This is a genomic window from Algibacillus agarilyticus, from assembly GCF_003286125.1.
GTDB classification, from domain to species: domain Bacteria; phylum Pseudomonadota; class Gammaproteobacteria; order Enterobacterales; family Alteromonadaceae; genus Algibacillus; species Algibacillus agarilyticus.
The window spans coordinates 1-21807 of sequence record NZ_QMED01000007.1 but is presented as its reverse complement, the minus strand read 5'-3'; the positions used below and the strand labels follow the sequence as shown (position 1 = coordinate 21807).

Below are 21807 nucleotides of genomic sequence, written 5' to 3'. Positions count from 1 at the left end.
TGTAATTTAAAATACAAAGTTAAGGTCTTATTGAATAAGCATAAAATTCAATAAGGCCTTGATAGCAAAATGACAAAAACAACCTCTATTATTTCATCTCTATTCTGTGTACTCCTTTTTGGCTGCACGGCCAGTGGGGTGCCAGAAGCACAATTAAATCAACAAAGTTACAGCGACATTAGCGGTGTACAAGTACAAACTGGTCAAATAGCACCGAGCTTTTCCCTTAAAAATTCCAATAATAAAACGGTCGAATTAAACGATATATTAAAATCTAAACATGCCATGCTGGTTTTTTATCGAGGTGAGTGGTGCCCTTTCTGTATTAGCAACTTGTCATCGTTTGAAACCATTCTGCCAGAACTTGAAGCATTTAACGTGCAATTAGTCGCGATCAGCCCAGATTCAGTACAGACTAATCAAAATACACAACGTAAATTTGGCCAAGACTACCTATTTTTAAGTGATGAAAACCACAAAACCAGCATGACTTACGGTATAAAAACCAATAAAGATTACCCTCACCCGGGTGTATTTTTAATAAACCAGCAAGGTAAAATTGTTTGGTTTTACGTGAGCGAAAACGTTAAAGAGCGCCCGACAGGTCAACAAATGCTTGACGTCATCAAAAAACGATTAAAGTAACAACACCTCAATAATAGGCGTTAAATTAAATTTAACGCCGAAAAATACACTTATACCAATCCGTAATAATAAGTGCCCACTCAGCGAACGCTTAAATGCGCTTAAATTAAATAATGGTACTCTTTTGAGTTCCAGCAACACAGAGTAAGCGCATTTAAAACTCGCCTGAAAGGAATGCCCCAGCGGCTTTTGACCTGCGTTATCGGTATTTGAAAGGGAACAACCATTCCTGTACACCGACGCCTTGTTCAAAAACCGCTGGATGCATTCTGAGAGATCACTTATTTATATGAATTGGTATTAAACAATCTAAACTCAAACACGATAAACGCTTTTGATAAATAACAGTGCGTCTACATTTATGTGGCTTTCAACAATAAACTCTCAATACATCAATCAATATTCATAAAAATGCCTATTTCTAAGCCAAGCTTGTGTATATAATCCCTTAAAATCAAACAAATACAGTTAATTATGCAAGGTTCTATTTTAATTACAGGTTGCTCTTCTGGTATTGGTGAATATGTTGCAAAACAACTAAAAGCTGATGGATTTCATGTATTAGCGACAGCGCGCCATGATGAAGATGTAAAGCGTTTAACCTTAGCTGGCTTCACGGCCTATAAGCTCGATTTAGACGATTCAGAAAGCGTAATAGCAGGGTTTGCTTGGGCTTTAAAGAATGCACAACATAATCAAATCGCATTACTTTTTAACAATGGTGCCTATGGCCAAGCCGGTGCATTAGAAGATATATCGCGTGAGTGGCTTGAAAAACAGTTTTCGACCAATGTCTTTGGTTGGCATCAACTCACTAACCTGTGTATTAAACACATGCGTGAAATCGGGCATGGAAAAATAGTTTACAACTCATCTGTACTCGGTATCGTATCAATGCCTTTTAGGGGCGCTTATAACGCATCGAAATATGCAATTGAAGGTTTAGCCGATACGCTAAGATTAGAATTACGAGATTCCAATATTAGTATTAGCTTAATAGAACCTGGGCCGATCACCAGCCAATTTAGAAAAAATGCGTTAATTCAAATGCAAAAAAGCATTAATGTTGAAGATAGCGTTCATCACGTTCTATACCAAAAAACGTTAGCTCGACTCGAAAAAGAAGGGCCTGCCGTACCTTTTACTTTACCCCCTTCAGCAGTTTATAAACGCATAACAAAGATCATAAACAGCAAAAAGCCAAAACCGCGATACTATGTTACGTTCCCAACTTATTTATTCGGTACATTAAAAAGGTTGTTACCTGCGGCTTGGCTAGACACCATAATAGGGGCATCAAAAGCATAACCAATGAAACTATAAGTAACAAGCGTGTTATACCCAATCTTATGGGTATAACTCAACTGCGGCTTCACCCCAAACACAAGCTTCGGCTCTATACTTCGTTATAGTATTTTTCGACCTGAAAACGCATGCCCTAAAGTTTTACCATCCACCATACCTAACTCACCGCCAACCGGTACACCTTGAGCAATTCGGCTTACCTTCAGGCCTAAGGTTTGGGCAATTTCAGCAATATAATGCGCAGTAGCTTCGCCTTCAACAGTCGGGTTTGTCGCTAATATTAATTCATTGCTGGTGTCATCCTGCATCAAATGTTTAAGCTTGTCTAAACCAAGCTCTTCCGGACCAATACCATCAAGAGGTGATAATAACCCCATCAAGACAAAATAACGGCCTTGAAAATGTCCAGTTTGTTCAATCGCAGCAACATCAGATGGGTTTGCCACGACACATATTTGTCCATTTAATACACGACGAGGATTACTGCAAAGCTCGCATAATTCAACATCGGTATAATTACGGCATGATTGGCAATGTTTAATGCCAGCGATTGCATTGGTTAACGTACTCGCTAGTTTTTTTCCACCTAAACGCTCACCTTCTAATAGCGCAAACGCCATACGTTGAGCTGATTTTGCACCAACTCCGGGTAATACTTTTAATGAACGGATCAAATCTTCTAATAAAACAGGGAACGACATAAAAATCCAAATTATTTACTTTAGGGGGAATAATACAAAGCGCATTAACTCATAAAAAAGCCGATAATAAAATCGGCTTTTTTATAATTCAAATATAAAACCCAAATTAGAATGGCATTTTCATGCCTGGCGGTAATTGCATACCCCCCGTAACTTCAGCCATTTTTTCTTTATTGGTTTGCTCAACACGACGAACAGCATCATTAATTGCAGCTGCAATTAAATCTTCCAACATCTCTTTATCGTCTTGCATTAAGCTTTCGTCAATAGCAACGCGACGTACGTTATGGTTACCTAACATAGACACTTTAACCATACCCGCGCCTGATTCGCCCGTGACTTCAATGTTTGCAATTTCTTCTTGCATTTTTTGCATGCGCTCTTGCATTTGTTGCGCCTGCTTCATCATGTTACCCATTCCGCCTTTAAACATATTTTTACCTATATCAATTTATTAAGATTAAATAGCTTTAATTGATTCAAGATCAATTTCAGCATTAAAGTGTTCTTGTAACGCTTGAACGTTTACATCGCTCAATATTAATTCTTTGGCATAATCAAGTCGTTCAACATCAATATGAGTTTGAATATTAAACGGAGTGACTTGCGGTCGGTCAGCAATATTAACTTGCAAAGCAACTTGTTGGCCCAGTGCTTTTTGCAATGCAGCCGTTATTTTCAGTCGGTTATTTTCAGTATCAAGATGCGCATGCTCGGCTTGCAAAGAAAGTACAACTAAATCACCTTGTTGCTCTAAAGTAGAATGCAAAGCAAACTGGCGCTGTAAACCAATTAAATCAGCACTATCAACAACCTCGGCCCATAAATCAACCTCGGCTGACTTAATAACACCGCCTCGAACCTTCTCTTGTAATGACAAATCATTAATCGAATGTGAAGGGGCTAACGAAGCGCCGTTAGTCATACCCGGCTGTATCTCTGGTGCAACGGGGCTATTCGCCGTATGATTCACAGCAGCAGGGATAGGCTCATTAACGGGTTCGCGCTCGGTACTTAATGGATCGGAAGTCGATAACTCATCACTTGATTCAGCAAACATATCGCCAGAAAACTCATCAACCCAAGGCACATCATTATCATGCTCATGTGCGTCTGAGTTGATAGCGTTAGCATCTTGGTTGTTGATACTGGGATCATTAAATGGTTGCCCAGGCGCTTGGATGGCCTGCTCAATATGATTTTCCTCTACCGAAGACAACCCCAATTCACTGTCATTTTGTTCGGGTTTTGTATCAGCGGCCTGAGCTTCATTTGTTACCGAGGGTGACGGTTTAGGAGCCTGATCTTTAAAGCTACGATTACTGGCGTTTTCAGTTTCTTGTTTATCTGCTAACTGTTTTTTTTGCGCTCTTATCCCTAGCAACGCACCCATAATATCTAAACTTTCAGCGGTTACATTTTCATCAATCAGTAGCGGTTTATGATTTGATTGTTCGATATCAGAAGGTTCATTTTGAACTGAACCCACACCGGATTGGTCAAATCCTTGACTAGCGGCTAAAGATTCAATTTGCGCTTGTTGGGCTGATAAATATTCATCATCAATTAGCGGTTCAAATTCTGAAGGCGGAAATTCATTTTCAATAGAGTTCGCATGGTAATCAGCATCCATTGCAGGATCATATTCTGCTGATTCATGCGTATTACCATAACCAGGATCATCAAATTGCGAAGCAAAAACAGAGCCCATCTGCTCATGTACGTCCATCAGCACATTGGCAGTATCGGCTGTGTTAAGAGCAGCTGTTGGCGTTGTTATTTTTTGTTCTGGTTCTGGTTCTAAAGTACGCGGTAATTCAGTTTCAACTTCCGGTTTTGTCGTTCTCGAATCTGAAGGTGCTTTAACTTGCTCACCTATTGCCGATGGCACATTCTGTATAGATTCGGCAGGAGCGAGAGCAGAAATAGCAGAATGACTCACAGATGAATCGGTAACGTTAAGCGGTTCAGGTTCAGAGTGAACAGAAGTCAATTCTGAATGTTGTAGTGAATCGGCGTCGTTATCAACCACGCCTTCACTAATATTATTATCAACTTGAATGTCAGGTTTAGACGTTTTTACATCACTTGCTGACCTTTCAGTCTTTAATTTTGTGTTTAGCTCTGTATTTAGTTCTCTATTTAATTCAGTTTTTTTTTCTGTGACTTCTGCGGTGATCACATCGGGGTTAATTGTTTTAACCGGTGCAAAAGATAAAACACGTAACAACGTCATTTCTAAACCCGATCGCGGGTTAGCGGCATAAGGTAAATCTTTACGCCCATCAAGCAATATTTGGTAATATAGCTGGATCTGCTCAGCTGATAATTGCTGAGATAATTCCGTTAATAAAGTCGCCAGTGCTGGGTTTAAACGTTTATAACTGGGTAATACTTGAACAAGTGCAACTTGGTGTAAGGCATTAATTAATTCTAAAAGCGCTTGCGAAGGCTCGACAGCCGCTAACGAAAGTTGATCAATCGCATTCATCACCGCATCAAAATCAGCAGAAACAAGAGCCGTTAATAATTGTGCAATATGTTGCTCATCTAACATACCTAACATACTGCGTACAATTTGCTCACCGACTTTGCCATTTCCTTGAGCTATCGCTTGGTCAGTTAAACTCAACGCATCTCGCATACTGCCGTTAGCCGCTAACGACAATTTATCAAGCGCAGCCGCTTCAAAAGGTAATGATTCTGCCGTTAATACATGTGCTAACTGCTTATTAATTTGCTCAGGCGTTAAAGCTTTTAAGCTAAATTGTAAACAACGTGAAAGGATCGTAATGGGTAACTTTTGTGGATCGGTGGTTGCCAATAAAAATTTCACATGCGGCGGTGGCTCTTCTAACGTTTTAAGCAAAGCATTAAAAGAGTGGCGCGACAACATATGGACTTCATCAATCAAATAAACTTTATAACGCCCTTGGCTAGGACGATATTGCACGTTATCCAAAATTTCGCGTGTATCTTCAACCTTAGTACGCGATGCTGCATCAACCTCAACGAGATCAACAAAACGGCCTTCTTCAATTGATGAGCAATTTTGACATTGTCCACAAGGCTCTGCAGTAACCCCATTAACACAGTTTAAGCTTTTAGAAAAAATACGAGCGATGGTTGTTTTACCAACTCCTCGAGTACCGGTAAAAAGATAAGCGTGATGGAGTCTGTCATTCGTTAATGCATTAGATAAAGCCGTAACAACGTGAGATTGTCCAACCAGTTCACTAAATATTTGGGGACGCCACTTTCGGGCCAGTACTTGATAGCTCATATTAATTACTCACCATCAAATGAGATTAGGCAAAAAGAATTCATATTAAGTGCACTTAATTTTTCAAGGCCGCCTAACTCAGGTAAACCAATAACAAAAGCCGCGTCAGTTGTGCTGGCACCTAACTCTCGTACTAACTCAATAGCAGCTGTTATCGTGCCGCCAGTGGCAATTAAATCATCTACAACCAAGACTTTATCATTAGCGTCAAGGGCATCTTTATGGATGTGTAACGCGTCATCACCATACTCTAATTGGTATGAGCGACTAATGGTTTCACGTGGTAGCTTATGTGGCTTACGAGCAGGAATAAAACCAATATTGAGTCGATGAGCGATCGCCGCACCAAAAATAAAACCACGAGCTTCAGCGCCAAGTACTTTGGTAAAACCTTGATCTTTATAATGCTCAACGAAGCAATCTATCGTTTGATTAAAGGCTTCGCTGTCTTGAATTAAGCTGGTGATGTCTCTGAACATGATCCCCTTTTTAGGGTAATCAGGAATGGTCGTAATACTTGATTTGATGTTAGCGAGGATTTCAGGATTCATTTTAGCTATTTTTATTTGATATCTTATGCCCGCATTAAAGCAAATTACCAAATAAATGCAAGGTACACTTTATAATTTAAGCGACTGACAAAGATTGTTCTGTGTTTAATTTATTTTTAAGTGAGTTATAACTCACTGGTTTGCTCATTAAAGCGACACCATATTTGGCCAGTTTATGTTTAATAACCGCATCAATTTTAGTTGAAAGCACAACCAATTTATTAGCTGTTAATTTATCAGCTCGTAGAATATTATCAACAAGGGTTATGCCGTTCATAATAGGCATAATGTGGTCCGTTATAACAAAATCAAATTCATTCTTCTGCATAAGTGACCATGCTGTTAACCCATTTTCGGCACAGATAACTTCATGCCCATCAGAGGTTAAGCTCAATTTAATATCATGCCTAATTTTGGCATTATCATCGACGAGTAATATCAACATGTTTCTTCCTTAATTCATGTTACTTATGCAAAAGTGAATGTGTAAAAATTAACTACGCAGCTAATAAATTAAACCACGTTAAAATAGCGGGAAGCAAAGGTAAACCTAGTACGGCAATCGCGATAAACAAATGCACGACGGTTACGCTTTCACCTTCTTCATCATGATGTGACATTATAATACTCCTAAAAATTTGCGCGCTATACTAGCCACTTTAGGTATAAAAATCTAGTTGTTTACACAAATTTAACCTAAATGACTTATAACTCTCGTTAGCCATAAAATAAAAAAAAGCAATGCGATTGCATTGCCTTTAGTTATTTGCACTATTATCTCAATACGCTATTAAACAATCGCGTCTTGATCTGCGCCTTCTTTTTCAATAACAGTCGGAATTAAGTCATCCTTACTAACGCCTAACGTTAATGCAATTGTACTGGCGACATAAACCGAAGAATAAGTACCCACAAAAACACCAAACAATAACGCCGTAGCAAAACCATGTATTAGAGCTCCACCTTTAAAGAACAAAGCCAGTAATACTAATATCGTTGTTACAGAGGTTATCATCGTTCGGCTTAACGTTTGAGTCAGTGAAATATTGATAATTTCTTCTGGTCCACCCTTACGTAAACGACGAAAGTTTTCACGAATTCGATCCGATACCACAATCGTATCGTTTAACGAATAACCAATAACCGCTAATATTGCCGCTAAAACCGTTAAATCAAATTCAATGTTTAACACCGAGAATAAACCTAAAGTCAGAATAACATCATGCGCAAGTGCCGATACCGACCCTAACGCAAAGCGCCATTCAAAACGAAATGCGACATAAATCAATATACAGATCAACGCCGTTAACATCGCTAAACCGCCTTGCTCTGTTAACTCTTCTCCTACGCTCGGGCCAACAAACTCAACACGGCGAATATCGGCTTTTCCTTGTCCGGCACTATCTAAAACATTGAGAACATCATTGCTAATATCAACGGCTTTAACACCATCACGAGGCGCTAACCGAATAAGCACTTCAGAGCTTGAACCAAAATGCTGAACAACGGCATCTGAGTAATTATTCGAGTCTAAAACCGTGCGGATAGCTTTTAAATCAGCCGACTGTTCAAAGCCAACTTCAATTAACGTTCCGCCGGTAAAATCCAGACCAAAATTTAGCTTGTTAACACCCAACGAGACTAATGAAGTAATAATAAGTAACCCCGAAAATATCATCGCAATTTTGCGATATGACATAAATTCGATAGTTTCTTTAAAACGAATGGCAAACATAATTAAGCCCTATTATATCGATAAGTTTTTAACACGACGTCCGCCGTATACTAAATTGATAACCGCACGTGTACCCACGATCGCAGTAAACATCGATGTTGCAATACCAATCGCTAACGTAACCGCAAAGCCTTTGATCGGTCCTGCACCAATGGCAAACAATATAACAGCCGCAATAAAGGTCGTAATATTAGCATCAGCAATAGTCGAAAATGCACTATCATAACCTTGATGAATGGCTTGCTGTGGCCCCTTACCGTCACGTAATTCTTCTCGAATACGCTCAAATATCAGCACATTAGCATCAACAGCCATCCCCACGGTTAACACGATACCCGCCATACCGGGCAAGGTTAATGTGGCACCTGGAATCATCGACATGACCCCAACAATCAAAACTAAGTTTAGGGCTAGTGCTAAGTTGGCTACTAAACCAAAACCTTTGTACCAAATAGCCATAAAGAACAAGACTAAAACAAACCCCCACATGATAGCTTGCATACCTAAGTCGATATTCTCTTGACCTAAGCTTGGCCCTACCGTGCGCTCTTCCACAATTTGGATAGGCGCAATCAAAGCACCCGCTTTAAGTAATAAAGCCAAGTTTTGTGCTTCTTGAGGTGAACCTAATCCAGTTGTACGGAATGAGCGACCTAAACGCGCTTGAATAGTCGCAACATTAATAACCTCAATGTTTTTCTTAAACACAGGGTTACCATCATGATCACGTTTACCTGTTGGCTTATATTCAATAAACAACGTGGCCATTGGCTTACCAATAGCACCTTTAGTTGCATTAGAGAAAATACTACCGCCTTTAGAATCAAGATCGATGTTAACTTGTGGGCTGCCATATTCATCAAAGCTAGAAGATGCGTTAATAATATGATCACCCGTTAACATGACACGGCGCTTAACCAATACTGGCTGCCCCGAATCTTGGCGATAAAATAATTCACTCCCCGCCGGCACACGACCATTGGCAGCAGAACGAACATCGTTTTCTTGATCAACCAGTCTAAATTCAAGCGTTGCCGTCGCGCCTAAGATTGACTTAGCAAGCGCTGTATCTTGTACACCCGGTAATTCAACAACAATTCGTTCTGCGCCTTGACGCATAACAACAGGCTCTGCAACACCAATTGCATTTACACGATTACGAATGATCGTAATGTTTTTTTGTAATGCATTTTCTTTGATTTCTTTAATTTTTAGTTCACCTAATGTGCCAACTAAAATAAAGCCTTCATCTGTCGAATCTTTGAATGTGATATCAGCATATTTCTTTTTCAAAATACGGGCGGCATTATCTAAATCTTCTTCTGATTTAAACTCCACCTGTGCACCATTTTTAACTTCGCTCACTCTGCGATAACGAATTTTAGCCTCGCGTAAATCCATACGAAAACCAGAAACGGTCTCTTCGACGAATTTCTTGAGTGGCGCACTCATGTCGACTTCCATCAAGAAGTGAACACCACCCCGTAAATCCAAGCCTAATTTCATCGGATTAGCGTTTAAATCAGATAACCATGTTGGCGTGGCGGGCGATAAATTAAGAGCAATAACGTAGTCTTCACCAAATGAATGGTTTAACGCTTTTTTACTGGTTAATTGTGCCTCAGTATCATAAAATCGCACTTCAACTTGATTATTAACAATTGCAGCCGATTGATACTTAATGCTATTTGTGTCTAGTTCGCCTTTAATTCGATCTAGATCAGCCAATTCTAATTCAGCGCCGCGTAACCCCGAAATTTGCAAAGCAGGGTCTTCACCATACAAATTAGGCAACGCAAACAAAAAACCCACGCCGATTATCATAATCAGCATGATGTACTTCCATAAAGGGTATTTATTTAACACAAGAGTCGCCTTTTAGATTGACTTGATAGTGCCTTTCGGTAAAACAGCCGTAATTGCCGCTTTTTGTACAGCCACTTCTACGTTTTCACTAAAAGAAACTTGAACAAAATCTTTCTCTTCAGTTACTTTAGTAATTTTACCTAATAATCCGCCTTGCGTTAGTACCTCATCACCTTTTGAAAGCGATGAAACTAGGTTTTTATGCTCTTTTACACGCTTAGCTTGTGGGCGATAAAGTAAAAAATAAAAGATTAAAACCATAATACCTAACATAGCTAGGCTCATAAAACTTCCACCTTGTGGTGAAGCAGCATCATTGGCGTAAGCCGAAGCAATAAAGAAATCCATCAAAAAATCCTCTTAATATATTTATAATTTTATTGTTAGCGTTTTGCGCATTAAATTGCGCTAGTGGGCTATACGTTGGGGCATAAAGCTTATTATCAAGCTTTATGCTAGCAAATTGTTACGTTTAAACCTCGGCTAATGTCGGTACAGGCAATTCTCTGGCCGCATAAAAAGCATCAACAAACTCAGCAAAACGATGCTCTTCTATCGCATCTCGCATATCGCTCATTAATCGTTGGTAAAAACGCAAATTGTGAATAGTATTTAGGCGAGCACCTAAAATTTCATTACACTTATCTAAGTGATGCAAATAAGCGCGTGAAAAGTTTTTACAAGTGTAACAATCGCAATTATCTTCTAACGGCGATGTGTCGGTTTTATGTTTAGCGTTACGTAATTTTAAAACACCACTTGATACAAAAATGTGAGCGTTACGCGCATTTCGCGTCGGCATAACACAATCAAACATATCAATACCACGGCGAACCGCTTCAACTAAATCTTCAGGCTTGCCTACGCCCATTAAATAGCGCGGTTTATCTTCAGGTAACTTCCAAGCAATATGATCAAGAATATTAATCATATCTTCTTTAGGTTCACCAACCGATAACCCGCCAATGGCGTAGCCGTCAAATTCTATTTTAACTAAGCCGTCTAAACTTTCTTGACGTAAATGAGGGTACATTCCACCTTGCACAATACCAAACAATGCATTGGGGTTACCGTCATGAGCATCTTTAGAACGCTGAGCCCAACGTAAAGACAACTCCATCGAATCACGAGCTTCTTTTTCAGTAGCAGGGTAAGGCGTACATTCATCAAATATCATCACGATATCTGAGCCTAAATCACGTTGCACGTGCATGGCTTTTTCGGGTGTTAATTCAATACGTTCGCCATTAATCGGCGAGCGAAAAATAACACCTTCTTCATTTATTTTACGTAAATCGCCTAAACTGAAAACTTGAAAACCGCCCGAGTCCGTTAAAATAGGCCCTTGCCAGTTCATAAAGTCATGCAAGTCACCATGCTGTTTTATGATTTCAGTACCAGGGCGAAGCATTAAATGAAACGTATTGCCTAAAATGATATGTGCGCCGATATCTTTAACTTCATCAGGCGACATACCTTTAACCGTTCCGTAGGTGCCCACAGGCATAAAAGCAGGCGTTTCAACTACGCCACGCTCAAAAATAAGACGTCCGCGTCGCGCTTTGCCTTCGGTAGTTATTTTTTCAAATTTCATCAATTAACTTCGCTTTATTTCAAGCCACAAAAAAGGTGGTTCTAATTTTGCCCCAATTTGAACAAAATAGGCAAAAGAAAGCAATTATTGACCCCAACTATTTAACAGATACCGACATTTTTACGATGAAAATGCGTATAACAACCTCAAAATACGACCAAGCAGCATTAATATTCGTTAAGACGACACACCTAAAATTGATTGTCTAAATTAGATTGCACAGCAGATGCACACTCCGTACAATTCGCCTCATTAAACGCATCTATCGAGACCACCATGACAGCACGCATTGTTTTAAACCCAGGCAGAGACAAATCATTAATTAGAAAGCACCCTTGGGTGTTTTCACGCGCAATAAAAGAAATACAAGGCAAACCCGAGCGCGGTGAAACGGTTGAAGTCGTCAATAACAAAAATAATTTTTTGTGTTTAGCCGCTTATTCGCCAGATTCGCAAATTACAGCAAGAGCATGGAGTTTTAATGCTAAAGACACAATTGATGCTGATTTCTTTGAGCAAAAAATAACAAAAGCATTAAAAACCCGTTTAGATATTATCGCAGACGAAAGTGATGCATATCGCTTAATCGCAGCCGAATCAGACGGTTTACCCGGCGTCACCATTGATTACTATGCGGGCACTATCGTGGCACAGTTTTTATCTGCGGGGGCTGAATTTCACAAAGCCAATATCGTAACGGCGCTTTTAAACGTATTTCCCAATGCGCCTATTTTTGAGCGATCAGATGTTGATGTGCGTAAAAAAGAAGGCTTACACCCGATAAAAGGTTGGTTAGCAAATCCACAAGAAAGCACAAAAGTGGTGATAACCGAACATGGCTTAAAAATAGAGCTTGATATAGAGCAAGGTCACAAAACAGGTTTTTATTTAGATCAACGTGATAGCCGTTATGCGACCCGTAAATACTGTCAAGGCAAAACCGTTTTAAATTGCTTTAGTTACACTGGCGCATTTAGTTTATATGCCAAACAAGCGGGTGCTAAAAGCATTACCAATGTCGATATTTCAGCCAATGCGATTGCTTTAGCTCGACAAAATCATACTTTAAATGGCTTTGATGAAAAAGAAACCGAATTTGTCAAAGCAGATGTTTTCAAACTGTTAAGACAATATAAAGAAGAAGGTCGTAAATTCGATACTATCATTCTTGATCCACCTAAATTTGTTGAAAACAAACATCAACTTAAAGGTGCGTGTCGCGGTTATAAAGATATAAACATGTTAGCTTTTCAGTTATTAAACGAAGGTGGCACGTTACTTTCTTTCTCGTGTTCTGGCTTAATGGAAGAATCATTGTTTCAAAAAATAATTGCTGATGCGGCGCTTGATGCTAATCGCAATGGCATTTTCATCGAAAAACTAGGCCAAGCAAAAGATCACCCTATTGGGTTAGCTTATCCTGAAGGTTATTACCTAAAAGGCTTTGTTGTACGCGCATAACCTTATCTATAAACGTATAATGAATAGCGTCTATTCATTATACGGCCCCCTACTAAAATAAGTTTGATATTGTCTAGTATTCAGAATAAATCGATAAAAAGCAGATATATATGAACTCAAGTAATGAACCCACTATTCTCTGGTACGACTTTGAAACATGGGGTGCATCACCCAAAAAAGACCGGCCTTGTCAATTTGCCGCGATTAGAACCAATTTAAATTTTGAGCCTATTGGTAAGCCTATCAATATATATTGCTATCCCGCGGCTGATTATTTACCTAACCCTGAAGCGTGTTTGATCACAGGTATTACGCCACAACTTACGTTTAAAAAAGGCACAAATGAACATGAGTTCATGGCTAAAATACTCGCTGAAATGGCACAACCTAATACGTGTACAGCGGGTTATAACAGCATTCGTTTTGATGACGAGGTAACACGCTACAGTTTATACCGTAATTTATTTGAGCCGTTTGCGCGTGAATGGAAAAACGGTAATAGTCGCTGGGATATTATCGACATGGTGCGTACTTGTTATGCTTTGCGCCCAGAAGGTATTAATTGGCCATTGAAAGAAGATGGCAGCCCGAGCTTTAAGTTAGAAGCGCTGAGTAAAGCCAATAATTTAGAACATGCAAATGCGCATGATGCGTTATCAGATGTTTGGGCTACCATTGGTGTCGCCGAGCTGATTAAAAATAAACAGCCCAAATTATTTGAGTTTTTATTTAATTTGCGTAGCAAACATGAAGTCAAAAAACTAATCGATGTGGTTAACCTAACCCCTTTGATGCACGTCTCTTCAAAAATACCGGCAGCGCAAGGGTGTTGCACCTGGGTTGTGCCTTTAGCATGGCACCCGAGCAACCCTAATGCCGTGATCATGCTGGATTTACACAAAGATCCCACACCTTTATTTAATTTATCAGTAGACGAAATTCAGCAAAAACTTTTTACACGCACAGAAGATTTAGAGCCTGATGAAGAACGTTTACCGATAAAGTTAGTGCACATAAATAAATGCCCTGTGCTGGCACCCGCTAAAACCTTAACCGCCGAAAATGCAGAACGCCTAAACATCAACAGAGAAAAATGCTTAAGTCATTTAACCCTCATAAAAAATCAACCGGCCTTAGCCACTAAGCTGGTCGAGTTTTATAATCAACTTGGGTTTGAAAAAGAAACCAATGCGGATTACATGCTTTATGACGGTTTTTTTAAACCCCATGATGTAGCGCTTTTAGATAAAATTCAAAGTGCTTCACCTGATCAATATGCGGCCTTGTCACCTGAATTTGATGACCCGCGATTAAATACGTTATGGTTTAGATTTAAAGCTCGAAATTACCCACATACTTTAGATGAGCAAGAACAAAAAAAATGGCATACATATTGTGCAGATAAATTAACTAACGATACTCATAACGATGAAATGACGATTAATTCACTCATGCAGGCTTTAGAGCAGTTGGTTGAACTTCATAGTAATGATGAAACCAAGCTGAATATATTAAAATCTTTATACCATTTTGTTAACGAAATTTAGCAAAAACAAAGATTAATGAAGACAATAATACGTGTGACCCCTTAAATGTTGTTAAAAACAAAGAAAAATCGGCTAACGTCGTTTTTTTTCGTTAGGGGTAATTGAATATCCACAGAGTTCGTATTAGTATTAAGTTGTAAAAAGATATTGTCTTGAACACAATATTATACTCCCTTTAATTTTAATCATCTAACCAAGAGGTTCATTCTCGTGTCAATACCTGATTATGTCCCTGAAGACATCGCTAAAATTTTAGTTGAAGATGCACATGGTATTAGTTTTCCTTGCCGCTCTGGTTGTCAGATGCGCTTCATTCGTAAAAAAAAGGACTTAGGTGGATTTTACTCATATAACCAATGGGGTGGAATCGAAAAAGCATTGAGAGCTGCAATGAGCCGCAACAAGCAACTTAAAGCATTACATCCAACCAGCAAAATTCGTCGTGTGCGTAAACCGACCACCGAAACAAGCTGTGGGTTTAATGGTGTTGGCTATAGAGAAAAAATTGATAAGCGTCGAAATGAAATTGAGCGTTTCTTCTGGGTAAGTTATCGTAAAGATGACAAACCAGCCGTTAAAACTTTCTCTTTAGGCTATACTGCCTTTGATGCCGATCTACATTTTCATGCATATCGAACCGCGATCCAATTCCGCCAAGAGTGGGATGAATACGGCGATGAAATGAAATTTGATAAATATAGAAGCTGGCGCAAAGTTAGATTGTATGAATTTGATTACCCTAAATTTGAATTAACCCGTCGTCGCCGTCGCAAAGGTGAAAAATTACCAGAAGAAGCAGCAAACGACGCCTAATTCATAACCACTTAAGACTAACTCTAAATAGGTAAACTTAACATGTCTGTTTTCTACTCTTTTAAAGTTAGTCTTAATAATGGTGAGCAATTAGCCCTAGAAAGTTTAAAAGATAAAGTCGTCTTAGTTGTTAATACAGCAAGTAAATGCGGCTTCACTCCTCAATATGAAGAACTCGAAACGCTTTACCAAAAACACAAAGCGCAAGGGTTAGAAATTCTAGCGTTTCCGTGTAATCAATTTGGCAAGCAAGAACCGGCGAATAATACGGACATTCAATCATTTTGTTCACTTAATTATCATGTTTCATTTCCGGTATTAGCTAAAATTGAAGTTAATGGTAAAAATGCCGATCCGTTATATCAATATTTAACTAAAGCCAAAAAAGGTTTGCTAGGCACTAAGCGTATCAAATGGAATTTCACTAAATTTTTAATCAACCAAGAAGGCCAAGTAGTCGGCCGTTTTAGCCCAACCGTAAAACCACTTGATCTAGAGCAACAAATCATTAAGTTACTTAAAAAATAACCCATACTCGCTTCAATAAAACCCAATTCAGCTTTAGACTCGTCATTGCATAATCAGGTTTATGCTTTACTTAACCTAAATTCAGGTTAATAAATACAGCCAGCTTTTAAATTTATCTGCTTTTCAATACTTTAGGCTTTTATTTAGAAAGAATAATTTATTTATGATTTCTAATAAGACATTGTCGACTGCGGTAATTTTTTGCCTCAATTACTTGTCTCAATTACTTGCCTATTGCAAATAAACTTAACGCAGGCTTAGGTTATTAATGGAGCTAAAAATGAAGACAATCACCTTATTTAGTGCAAAGTCTTACGACAAAACCTTCTTTGATTTACATAACAACAAATTTAACCTGCAATATATTGATGCGCGATTAACCGCAGAAACCGCAGTATTAGCAAAAGGCTCAGATGCTATTTGCGTATTTGTAAATGATGAATTAAGCCAAAAAACGTTAATAATATTAAATGAACTCGGTATTAATAAAATCGCCTTTCGCTGTGCCGGAATTAATAATATTGATTTAACAGCCGCTAAATCATTAGGCTTTACATTAATGAATGTGCCAGCCTATTCACCTGAGGCGATAGCTGAACATACCTTAGGTTTAATACTTACACTCAGCAGAAAATACCATAAAGCGTATAACCGGGTAAAAGAAGATAATTTTTCGTTAACCGGATTATTGGGTTTTAATCTTCACGGCAAAACAGTGGGGATAATCGGTACGGGTAAAATAGGGTTAGCCACGTTAAAAATATTAAAAGGCTTTGGCTGCAAATTACTCGGACATGATCTCATTAAAAATGCAAAAGCTGAAGAGCTTGGCGTTGATTATGTTGATTTAGATACGCTGTATAGCCAAGCTGATATTATATCGCTGCATTGTCCACTCACTGATTTAACCCATCATTTAATCAACAAAAAAGCGCTCAGTTTAATGAAACCAGGGGTAACGTTAATCAATACAAGCCGAGGAGGATTACTCGATACACCAGCGATTATAGCGAGCTTAAAAACTGGCCATATAGGGTATTTAGGCTTAGACGTTTATGAACAAGAAGATAAACTCTTTTTTGAAGACCGCTCCAATACCATTATCAATGATGATGTTTTTCAACGTTTACTCACCTTCCCTAATGTAGTGATCACAGGGCATCAAGGCTTTTTTACTGAAGAAGCATTAACCTGTATTGTGCAAACCACATTAAGTAATTTAGATAAGATGCTTGCAAGCTAAAAAACCTTACAAGCATTTAAAACAAGACGTTACTTTTATTTGGTTCAGACCTAAACCGATAACGCCTTATTATTCTCTTCTCTGAGCTCGCGGCGTAATATTTTACCCACATTGGTTTTAGGCAATTCATCACGAAACTCAACCATTTTAGGGACTTTATAACCTGTTAGGTTTTCACGACAATGCGCAATGACCTCATCTGTGGTTAAACTCGGGTCTTTTTTAACAATATAAACTTTAACGATTTCACCACAACGCTCATCTTCTTGACCAATCGCTGCCACTTCTAATACTTGATCGAGCATCGCAATAACATTTTCAATTTCGTTGGGATAAACATTGAATCCCGAAACTAAAATCATATCTTTTTTGCGGTCGACAATTCTAAAATAACCTTGCTCATCCACTTTAGCCATATCACCGGTTAAAAACCACTCACCGCGCATGACTTCAGCCGTTGCATCAGCTCGATTGTAATAACCTGCCATCACTTGTGGGCCTCTAACTTGTAACTCGCCGGATTCACCAACCGGAACTTCATTACCCTCTTCATCAACAACACGGCAATCAGTTGAAGGGATAGGTAAACCGATACTGCCATTATATTCATTATCGCTAGAGGCAGGGTTAATCGTCACAGCAGGGCAACACTCGGTTAAACCATAGGCTTCTAACAAAGGAGAGCTTGTCACCTTTTGCCATTTTTCTGCTACCGCTCTTTGCACCGCCATACCACCGCCTAATGAAAACTTGAATTGACTAAAATCCAAATCAGCAAAACCAGTTGTATTTAATAACCCGTTAAATAGCGTGTTTACCCCCGTTAACACGGTCACTTGATACTTGCCTAACTCTTTAACAAAACCGGGCATATCTCTTGGGTTAGTAATAAGTAAGTTAGTACCACCATACTTGTAAAAGGTAAGTGCATTAGCCGTTAACGCAAATATATGATAGAGCGGTAAAGCCGTTACAATCAGTTCTTTACCATATTCAATACTCGGATCAAGCCAAGCTGAAACTTGCTCAAGATTACTCACCATATTACGGTGCGTTAACATGGCCCCTTTCGCAACCCCCGTTGTGCCTCCCGTGTATTGAAGAAAAGCTAAATCACTGCCTTTAACATCAGGGCGCACATATTCAAGTGATGAACCAATCGCGATAGCGCGTTTAAATGGCTCTGGCTGCGGTAATTTATAAGCGGGCACCATTTTTTTAATATGTTTAACCACCGCATTAACTATTGTGCCTTTAACGAGCCCTAATAAATCACCTAACCCAGTCATCACGATGTTTTTTATCGGCGTGTCGGGTAGCACTTTTTCTAAGGTATTAGCAAAATTTTCGATAATAACAATTGTCGTGGCACCCGAATCTATCATTTGGTGTTTTAATTCGCGTGGAGTGTAGAGAGGATTAACATTAACAACACAACAACCTGCGCGTAGCGTACCAAATAAAGCAATAGGATATTGCAAACAGTTAGGCATCATCAGTGCGACTTTATCACCAACACCAAGCCCTAAATGATTTTGTAAATAGCTCGCAAAATACCGACTTTGACGCTCAATTTCAGTGAATGACAACCCTTTATCCATACTGATATAGGCCGTTCTATCGGTAAAGCGTTCGCTTGATTGCTCAATAATATCAATCAATGAATTATAATGTTCTGGATTGATTTCTGCCGGAATGCCTTCTGGGTAACTGTTCAGCCAAGTTCTTTCCACTTTAGTCACTCTCTAATGTTGATTAGTCGGTTAAAATTCGTTGTTAATGATCGCCAGTTTACTAGCTGCTGGTTCAAATGGTTGCGTGTTATAGTCTTCTCGCTCAGGTTTTATGGTTCATTGTCAGCGCTTACTCGCCCCAATCACATAGTAGAGCATATGCTCATGGGGTCTCGAAGCTTGACGGCTTCCCCTAAAACGCGATCGCTTTGACTATACAACAGCACAAGTCTCGCTAAGCTGTATAACACAACGTCAATACAACGTATTATTTATGCTGAATAATGTCATAATTTTGTTACGCTTTAAACATTTTTTCAAACAAGTGTTTAAATTCAAATAAATTAACGCGTTGATTTTTGTAATATACCCCATGCCCATTGCACCGTTCGGTATTCTTCAGGCTTACCACCTCGGTCGGGGTGATGTTTCATGCACAATGATTTATAACGCTTTTTTATTTCAGTAAAATGCGCATTTAATGACAAACCTAAAATAGACAAAGCTTGCTGCTTTTGCTTGGGCTCGGCAATATGCCCCGTCATCTGACGCCAAAATTGCTCGAGCATGTTGTCAACATCATGCGAAGACGTTGAAAAATTAGACCAATCTAAATAATAGCTTTGCAAGGGATCGGGTAACCTGATCGCTGAACTGGACTTGTCTTGATACGGCGAGATCGTAATTCGACTTAGCTTTATTTCAATAGTGGCCACTTGCTCGGTTAACCACTTGGTGCGCAAACGATAAATCGCATTGTATAAAGCAAAATGAATTTTAAATAACTCGTCAGTAAACTTCATATCGTAATTAACAAAAATATTGAAAGGTTCAGCTTGTAATATTTTAATTAAATCGAGCTCGCTATGCGTGCCAAATTGATCTTTTAGCAAGGCTTCAATAGCCATATCCAGTTGCGCTGAAAACATAAAAAGTTAAGCTCTCCAATCAAAATTTTTATTTTAATGAATAAAGATAATTCATTCACCACGCTCAACCCATGCCATAAATTTGCAACACCGCAGCGCTATGCTGTTTATAAGCTTAGCATTTAATCTAAAAGACAGAGATAATTGTGCACTGCAAATTTAAAAACAAATCAGCATTATTTGTCGGGCAGCCAACCTTCCCTACTGATTTTTTAATTGGCACCGCCACATCCGCTTTTCAAATTGAAGGTGCATGGCAAACAGAAGGCAAAGGCGAATCCATTTGGGACCGATTTTGCCACACCACTAAAAAAATAGGTGATGGCACCAATGGCGATGTTGCTTGTGATCATTATCACAAATACCTTGATGATGTTGAGCTATTGTCGACATTGGGCTTTCAAACATACCGCTTTAGCCTTTCTTGGGCGCGCATCATGCCAGAAGGCACGGGCAAAGTTAATATGCAAGGCATTGCCTATTATGCAAATTTGTTAGATGCCTTGCACAAAGCCGGCATAACGCCTTTTGTTACGCTATACCATTGGGATTTACCACAAGCATTACAAGATAAAGGCGGCTGGGCCAATAGAGATTGTGCCAATTGGTTTTTAGAGTTTGTTGAGCAAGTTAATTTTCACCTCGGCGCAAAAATAAATAACTGGATCACCTTTAACGAAATTTTTGTTAACTGCGTTGCTGGGCAATTTTTAGGCATACATGCACCGGGGCGGTATAACATTTGGGCTTATTATCAATCGTTACATAATCAGTTAAGAGCGCATGGTTTAGCCGCTCAATATTTAAAACGTTCAAATGCCAATAACCAAGTGGGGATCACAGTTGATTTACGCCCCATTTATCCACTAGACGAATTAAATCCATATGACCATCAAGCAGTTGAATTTGCTGATTTAACCATGCGACGCATGATTCTGGACCCTATTTTGCGCGGTTATTACCCGCAAGCTCATCTAGATCGCATTAAAATGTTTTTTCCGGCCATTGAAGCTAACGATATGAACATCATTAATAGCCCAATTGACTTTATCGGAATTAATAATTACTCACGTGATCGCGTTAAATACTCACCTTGGTTTATCGGGCATAAATTTTGGCCCGAATATCAGGCCAAAGCGCCCGAAAAAGAATATGAACTCAACAACGTGCAATATACCAGCATGGGCTGGGAGGTTTACCCAGAAGGCTTATACGAATTATTAATGTTGCTTAAAGACGAATATAACAACCCTAAAGTATTTATCACCGAAAACGGCGCAGCCTTTACTGATCATATTGTTAATGATCAGGTTGATGATATTAAACGCGTTGAATTTTTTAATGCCTACCTGCATCAAGTGTCGCGAGCCATTAAAGCCGGTTCAAATTGTGCAGGGTATTTTGCTTGGTCATTATTAGATAATTTTGAATGGCATGAAGGGTTCAAAAAACGTTTTGGTTTGGTTTATGTCGATCATCAAACCCAACAACGCACAATAAAACAAAGCGGTTATTGGTTTAAATCATTACTACAAACACATAAACAAAATATCATGCAAAATGAATCAAAAAGTAAACCCTTGACTGTGGAACAAAATGGCACGAGAGGGTCAAACGTTGTTTATTAAAGTATGTATTAAATTGTGTAAGGAGGGTGTGTATTAAAATGGTGGCTTACGCTCATGCTTCGCTAAACCACCCTACAAAATCCATTTAACCCGTCATACTGCGATAAATTTATTCAATTTAAACGACGTAGACCGGTTTAGCGCCGTTGGCGCGTAAGCCGGGTGATACGATATCCGCATAAACCCAACAAAGGTTATGTACCTGAGAAAGCCACGTAAAGGTAAAAATAGGCACCTGCATTTAG

The 21807-nt window shown here is 39.0% G+C and carries 20 protein-coding genes; 8 read left to right on the top strand and 12 right to left on the bottom strand.

What is annotated here, in order from left to right; all coding sequences use genetic code 11:
- Nucleotides 1–69: 69 nt before the first annotated feature.
- Together DPX34_RS07580 and DPX34_RS07570 are read left to right on the top strand one after the other, a co-directional pair.
- Nucleotides 70–645 (top strand): peroxiredoxin family protein, encoded by a 576-nt coding sequence (locus DPX34_RS07580; RefSeq protein ID WP_111977809.1) that lies wholly within the window; start codon nucleotides 70–72, stop codon nucleotides 643–645.
- A 474-nt stretch (nucleotides 646–1119) separates the two neighbouring features.
- On the top strand, nucleotides 1120–1953 hold the full coding sequence (locus DPX34_RS07570; RefSeq protein ID WP_111977808.1) for an SDR family NAD(P)-dependent oxidoreductase: 834 nt from the start codon (nucleotides 1120–1122) through the stop codon (nucleotides 1951–1953).
- A 98-nt stretch (nucleotides 1954–2051) separates the two neighbouring features.
- Here DPX34_RS07570 and recR read toward each other — a convergent pair whose 3' ends face one another.
- From recR to tgt, 10 genes are all read right to left on the bottom strand, one after another.
- Nucleotides 2052–2651, bottom strand: coding sequence for a recombination mediator RecR (gene recR / locus DPX34_RS07565; RefSeq protein ID WP_111977807.1), 600 nt, complete (start codon nucleotides 2649–2651; stop codon nucleotides 2052–2054).
- Between the two features lie 106 nt (nucleotides 2652–2757).
- A complete protein-coding gene (locus DPX34_RS07560) occupies nucleotides 2758–3084 on the bottom strand; it encodes a YbaB/EbfC family nucleoid-associated protein (RefSeq protein WP_111977806.1) in 327 nt (108 codons plus the stop codon).
- 27 nt (nucleotides 3085–3111) lie between these two features.
- The gene (gene dnaX, locus DPX34_RS07555; RefSeq protein WP_111977805.1) at nucleotides 3112–5934 is read right to left on the bottom strand and encodes a DNA polymerase III subunit gamma/tau; all 2823 of its coding nucleotides are present in this window, start codon (nucleotides 5932–5934) and stop codon (nucleotides 3112–3114) included.
- A gap of 5 nt (nucleotides 5935–5939) precedes the next feature.
- The gene (apt, locus tag DPX34_RS07550; RefSeq protein ID WP_111977804.1) at nucleotides 5940–6485 is read right to left on the bottom strand and encodes an adenine phosphoribosyltransferase; all 546 of its coding nucleotides are present in this window, start codon (nucleotides 6483–6485) and stop codon (nucleotides 5940–5942) included.
- A gap of 76 nt (nucleotides 6486–6561) precedes the next feature.
- The gene (locus DPX34_RS07545) at nucleotides 6562–6930 is read right to left on the bottom strand and encodes a response regulator (RefSeq protein WP_111977803.1); all 369 of its coding nucleotides are present in this window, start codon (nucleotides 6928–6930) and stop codon (nucleotides 6562–6564) included.
- A gap of 52 nt (nucleotides 6931–6982) precedes the next feature.
- On the bottom strand, nucleotides 6983–7105 hold the full coding sequence (locus tag DPX34_RS22265) for a hypothetical protein (protein ID WP_269815514.1): 123 nt from the start codon (nucleotides 7103–7105) through the stop codon (nucleotides 6983–6985).
- Between the two features lie 170 nt (nucleotides 7106–7275).
- Nucleotides 7276–8220 (bottom strand): protein translocase subunit SecF, encoded by a 945-nt coding sequence (secF, locus tag DPX34_RS07540; protein ID WP_111977802.1) that lies wholly within the window; start codon nucleotides 8218–8220, stop codon nucleotides 7276–7278.
- Nucleotides 8221–8232: 12 nt separating this feature from the next.
- On the bottom strand, nucleotides 8233–10086 hold the full coding sequence (gene secD / locus DPX34_RS07535; RefSeq protein WP_111977801.1) for a protein translocase subunit SecD: 1854 nt from the start codon (nucleotides 10084–10086) through the stop codon (nucleotides 8233–8235).
- A gap of 12 nt (nucleotides 10087–10098) precedes the next feature.
- Nucleotides 10099–10434: a preprotein translocase subunit YajC gene (yajC, locus tag DPX34_RS07530; protein WP_111977800.1), complete on the bottom strand. Its 336-nt coding sequence runs from the start codon at nucleotides 10432–10434 to the stop codon at nucleotides 10099–10101.
- 124 nt (nucleotides 10435–10558) lie between these two features.
- Entirely contained in the window at nucleotides 10559–11680 is a 1122-nt protein-coding gene (gene tgt / locus DPX34_RS07525; RefSeq protein ID WP_111977799.1) for a tRNA guanosine(34) transglycosylase Tgt, read from the bottom strand.
- Between the two features lie 276 nt (nucleotides 11681–11956).
- On the opposite strand from tgt, the gene DPX34_RS07520 reads away from it, so the two are divergent.
- The 5 genes from DPX34_RS07520 (at nucleotide 11957) to DPX34_RS07500 (ending at nucleotide 17272) form a co-directional block, all read left to right on the top strand.
- Nucleotides 11957–13141 (top strand): class I SAM-dependent rRNA methyltransferase, encoded by a 1185-nt coding sequence (locus tag DPX34_RS07520; protein WP_111977798.1) that lies wholly within the window; start codon nucleotides 11957–11959, stop codon nucleotides 13139–13141.
- Nucleotides 13142–13251: 110 nt separating this feature from the next.
- Nucleotides 13252–14688 (top strand): exodeoxyribonuclease I, encoded by a 1437-nt coding sequence (sbcB, locus tag DPX34_RS07515; protein WP_111977797.1) that lies wholly within the window; start codon nucleotides 13252–13254, stop codon nucleotides 14686–14688.
- 210 nt (nucleotides 14689–14898) lie between these two features.
- Nucleotides 14899–15501, top strand: coding sequence for a hypothetical protein (locus DPX34_RS07510; RefSeq protein ID WP_232824691.1), 603 nt, complete (start codon nucleotides 14899–14901; stop codon nucleotides 15499–15501).
- Between the two features lie 42 nt (nucleotides 15502–15543).
- Nucleotides 15544–16029 (top strand): glutathione peroxidase, encoded by a 486-nt coding sequence (locus DPX34_RS07505; protein WP_111977796.1) that lies wholly within the window; start codon nucleotides 15544–15546, stop codon nucleotides 16027–16029.
- Nucleotides 16030–16309: 280 nt separating this feature from the next.
- Nucleotides 16310–17272, top strand: a complete 963-nt coding sequence (locus tag DPX34_RS07500; RefSeq protein WP_111977795.1) for a 2-hydroxyacid dehydrogenase — start codon at nucleotides 16310–16312, stop codon at nucleotides 17270–17272.
- A 50-nt stretch (nucleotides 17273–17322) separates the two neighbouring features.
- On the opposite strand, the gene fadD is transcribed toward DPX34_RS07500, so the two are convergent.
- Nucleotides 17323–19005, bottom strand: a complete 1683-nt coding sequence (fadD, locus tag DPX34_RS07495; RefSeq protein ID WP_111977794.1) for a long-chain-fatty-acid--CoA ligase FadD — start codon at nucleotides 19003–19005, stop codon at nucleotides 17323–17325.
- A gap of 344 nt (nucleotides 19006–19349) precedes the next feature.
- Nucleotides 19350–19934 (bottom strand): DNA-J related domain-containing protein, encoded by a 585-nt coding sequence (locus DPX34_RS07490; RefSeq protein WP_111977793.1) that lies wholly within the window; start codon nucleotides 19932–19934, stop codon nucleotides 19350–19352.
- Nucleotides 19935–20080: 146 nt separating this feature from the next.
- Between DPX34_RS07490 and DPX34_RS07485 the strand changes: the two genes are divergently transcribed.
- Nucleotides 20081–21562: a GH1 family beta-glucosidase gene (locus DPX34_RS07485; protein WP_157964649.1), complete on the top strand. Its 1482-nt coding sequence runs from the start codon at nucleotides 20081–20083 to the stop codon at nucleotides 21560–21562.
- The last annotated feature ends 245 nt before the right edge of the window (nucleotides 21563–21807 follow it).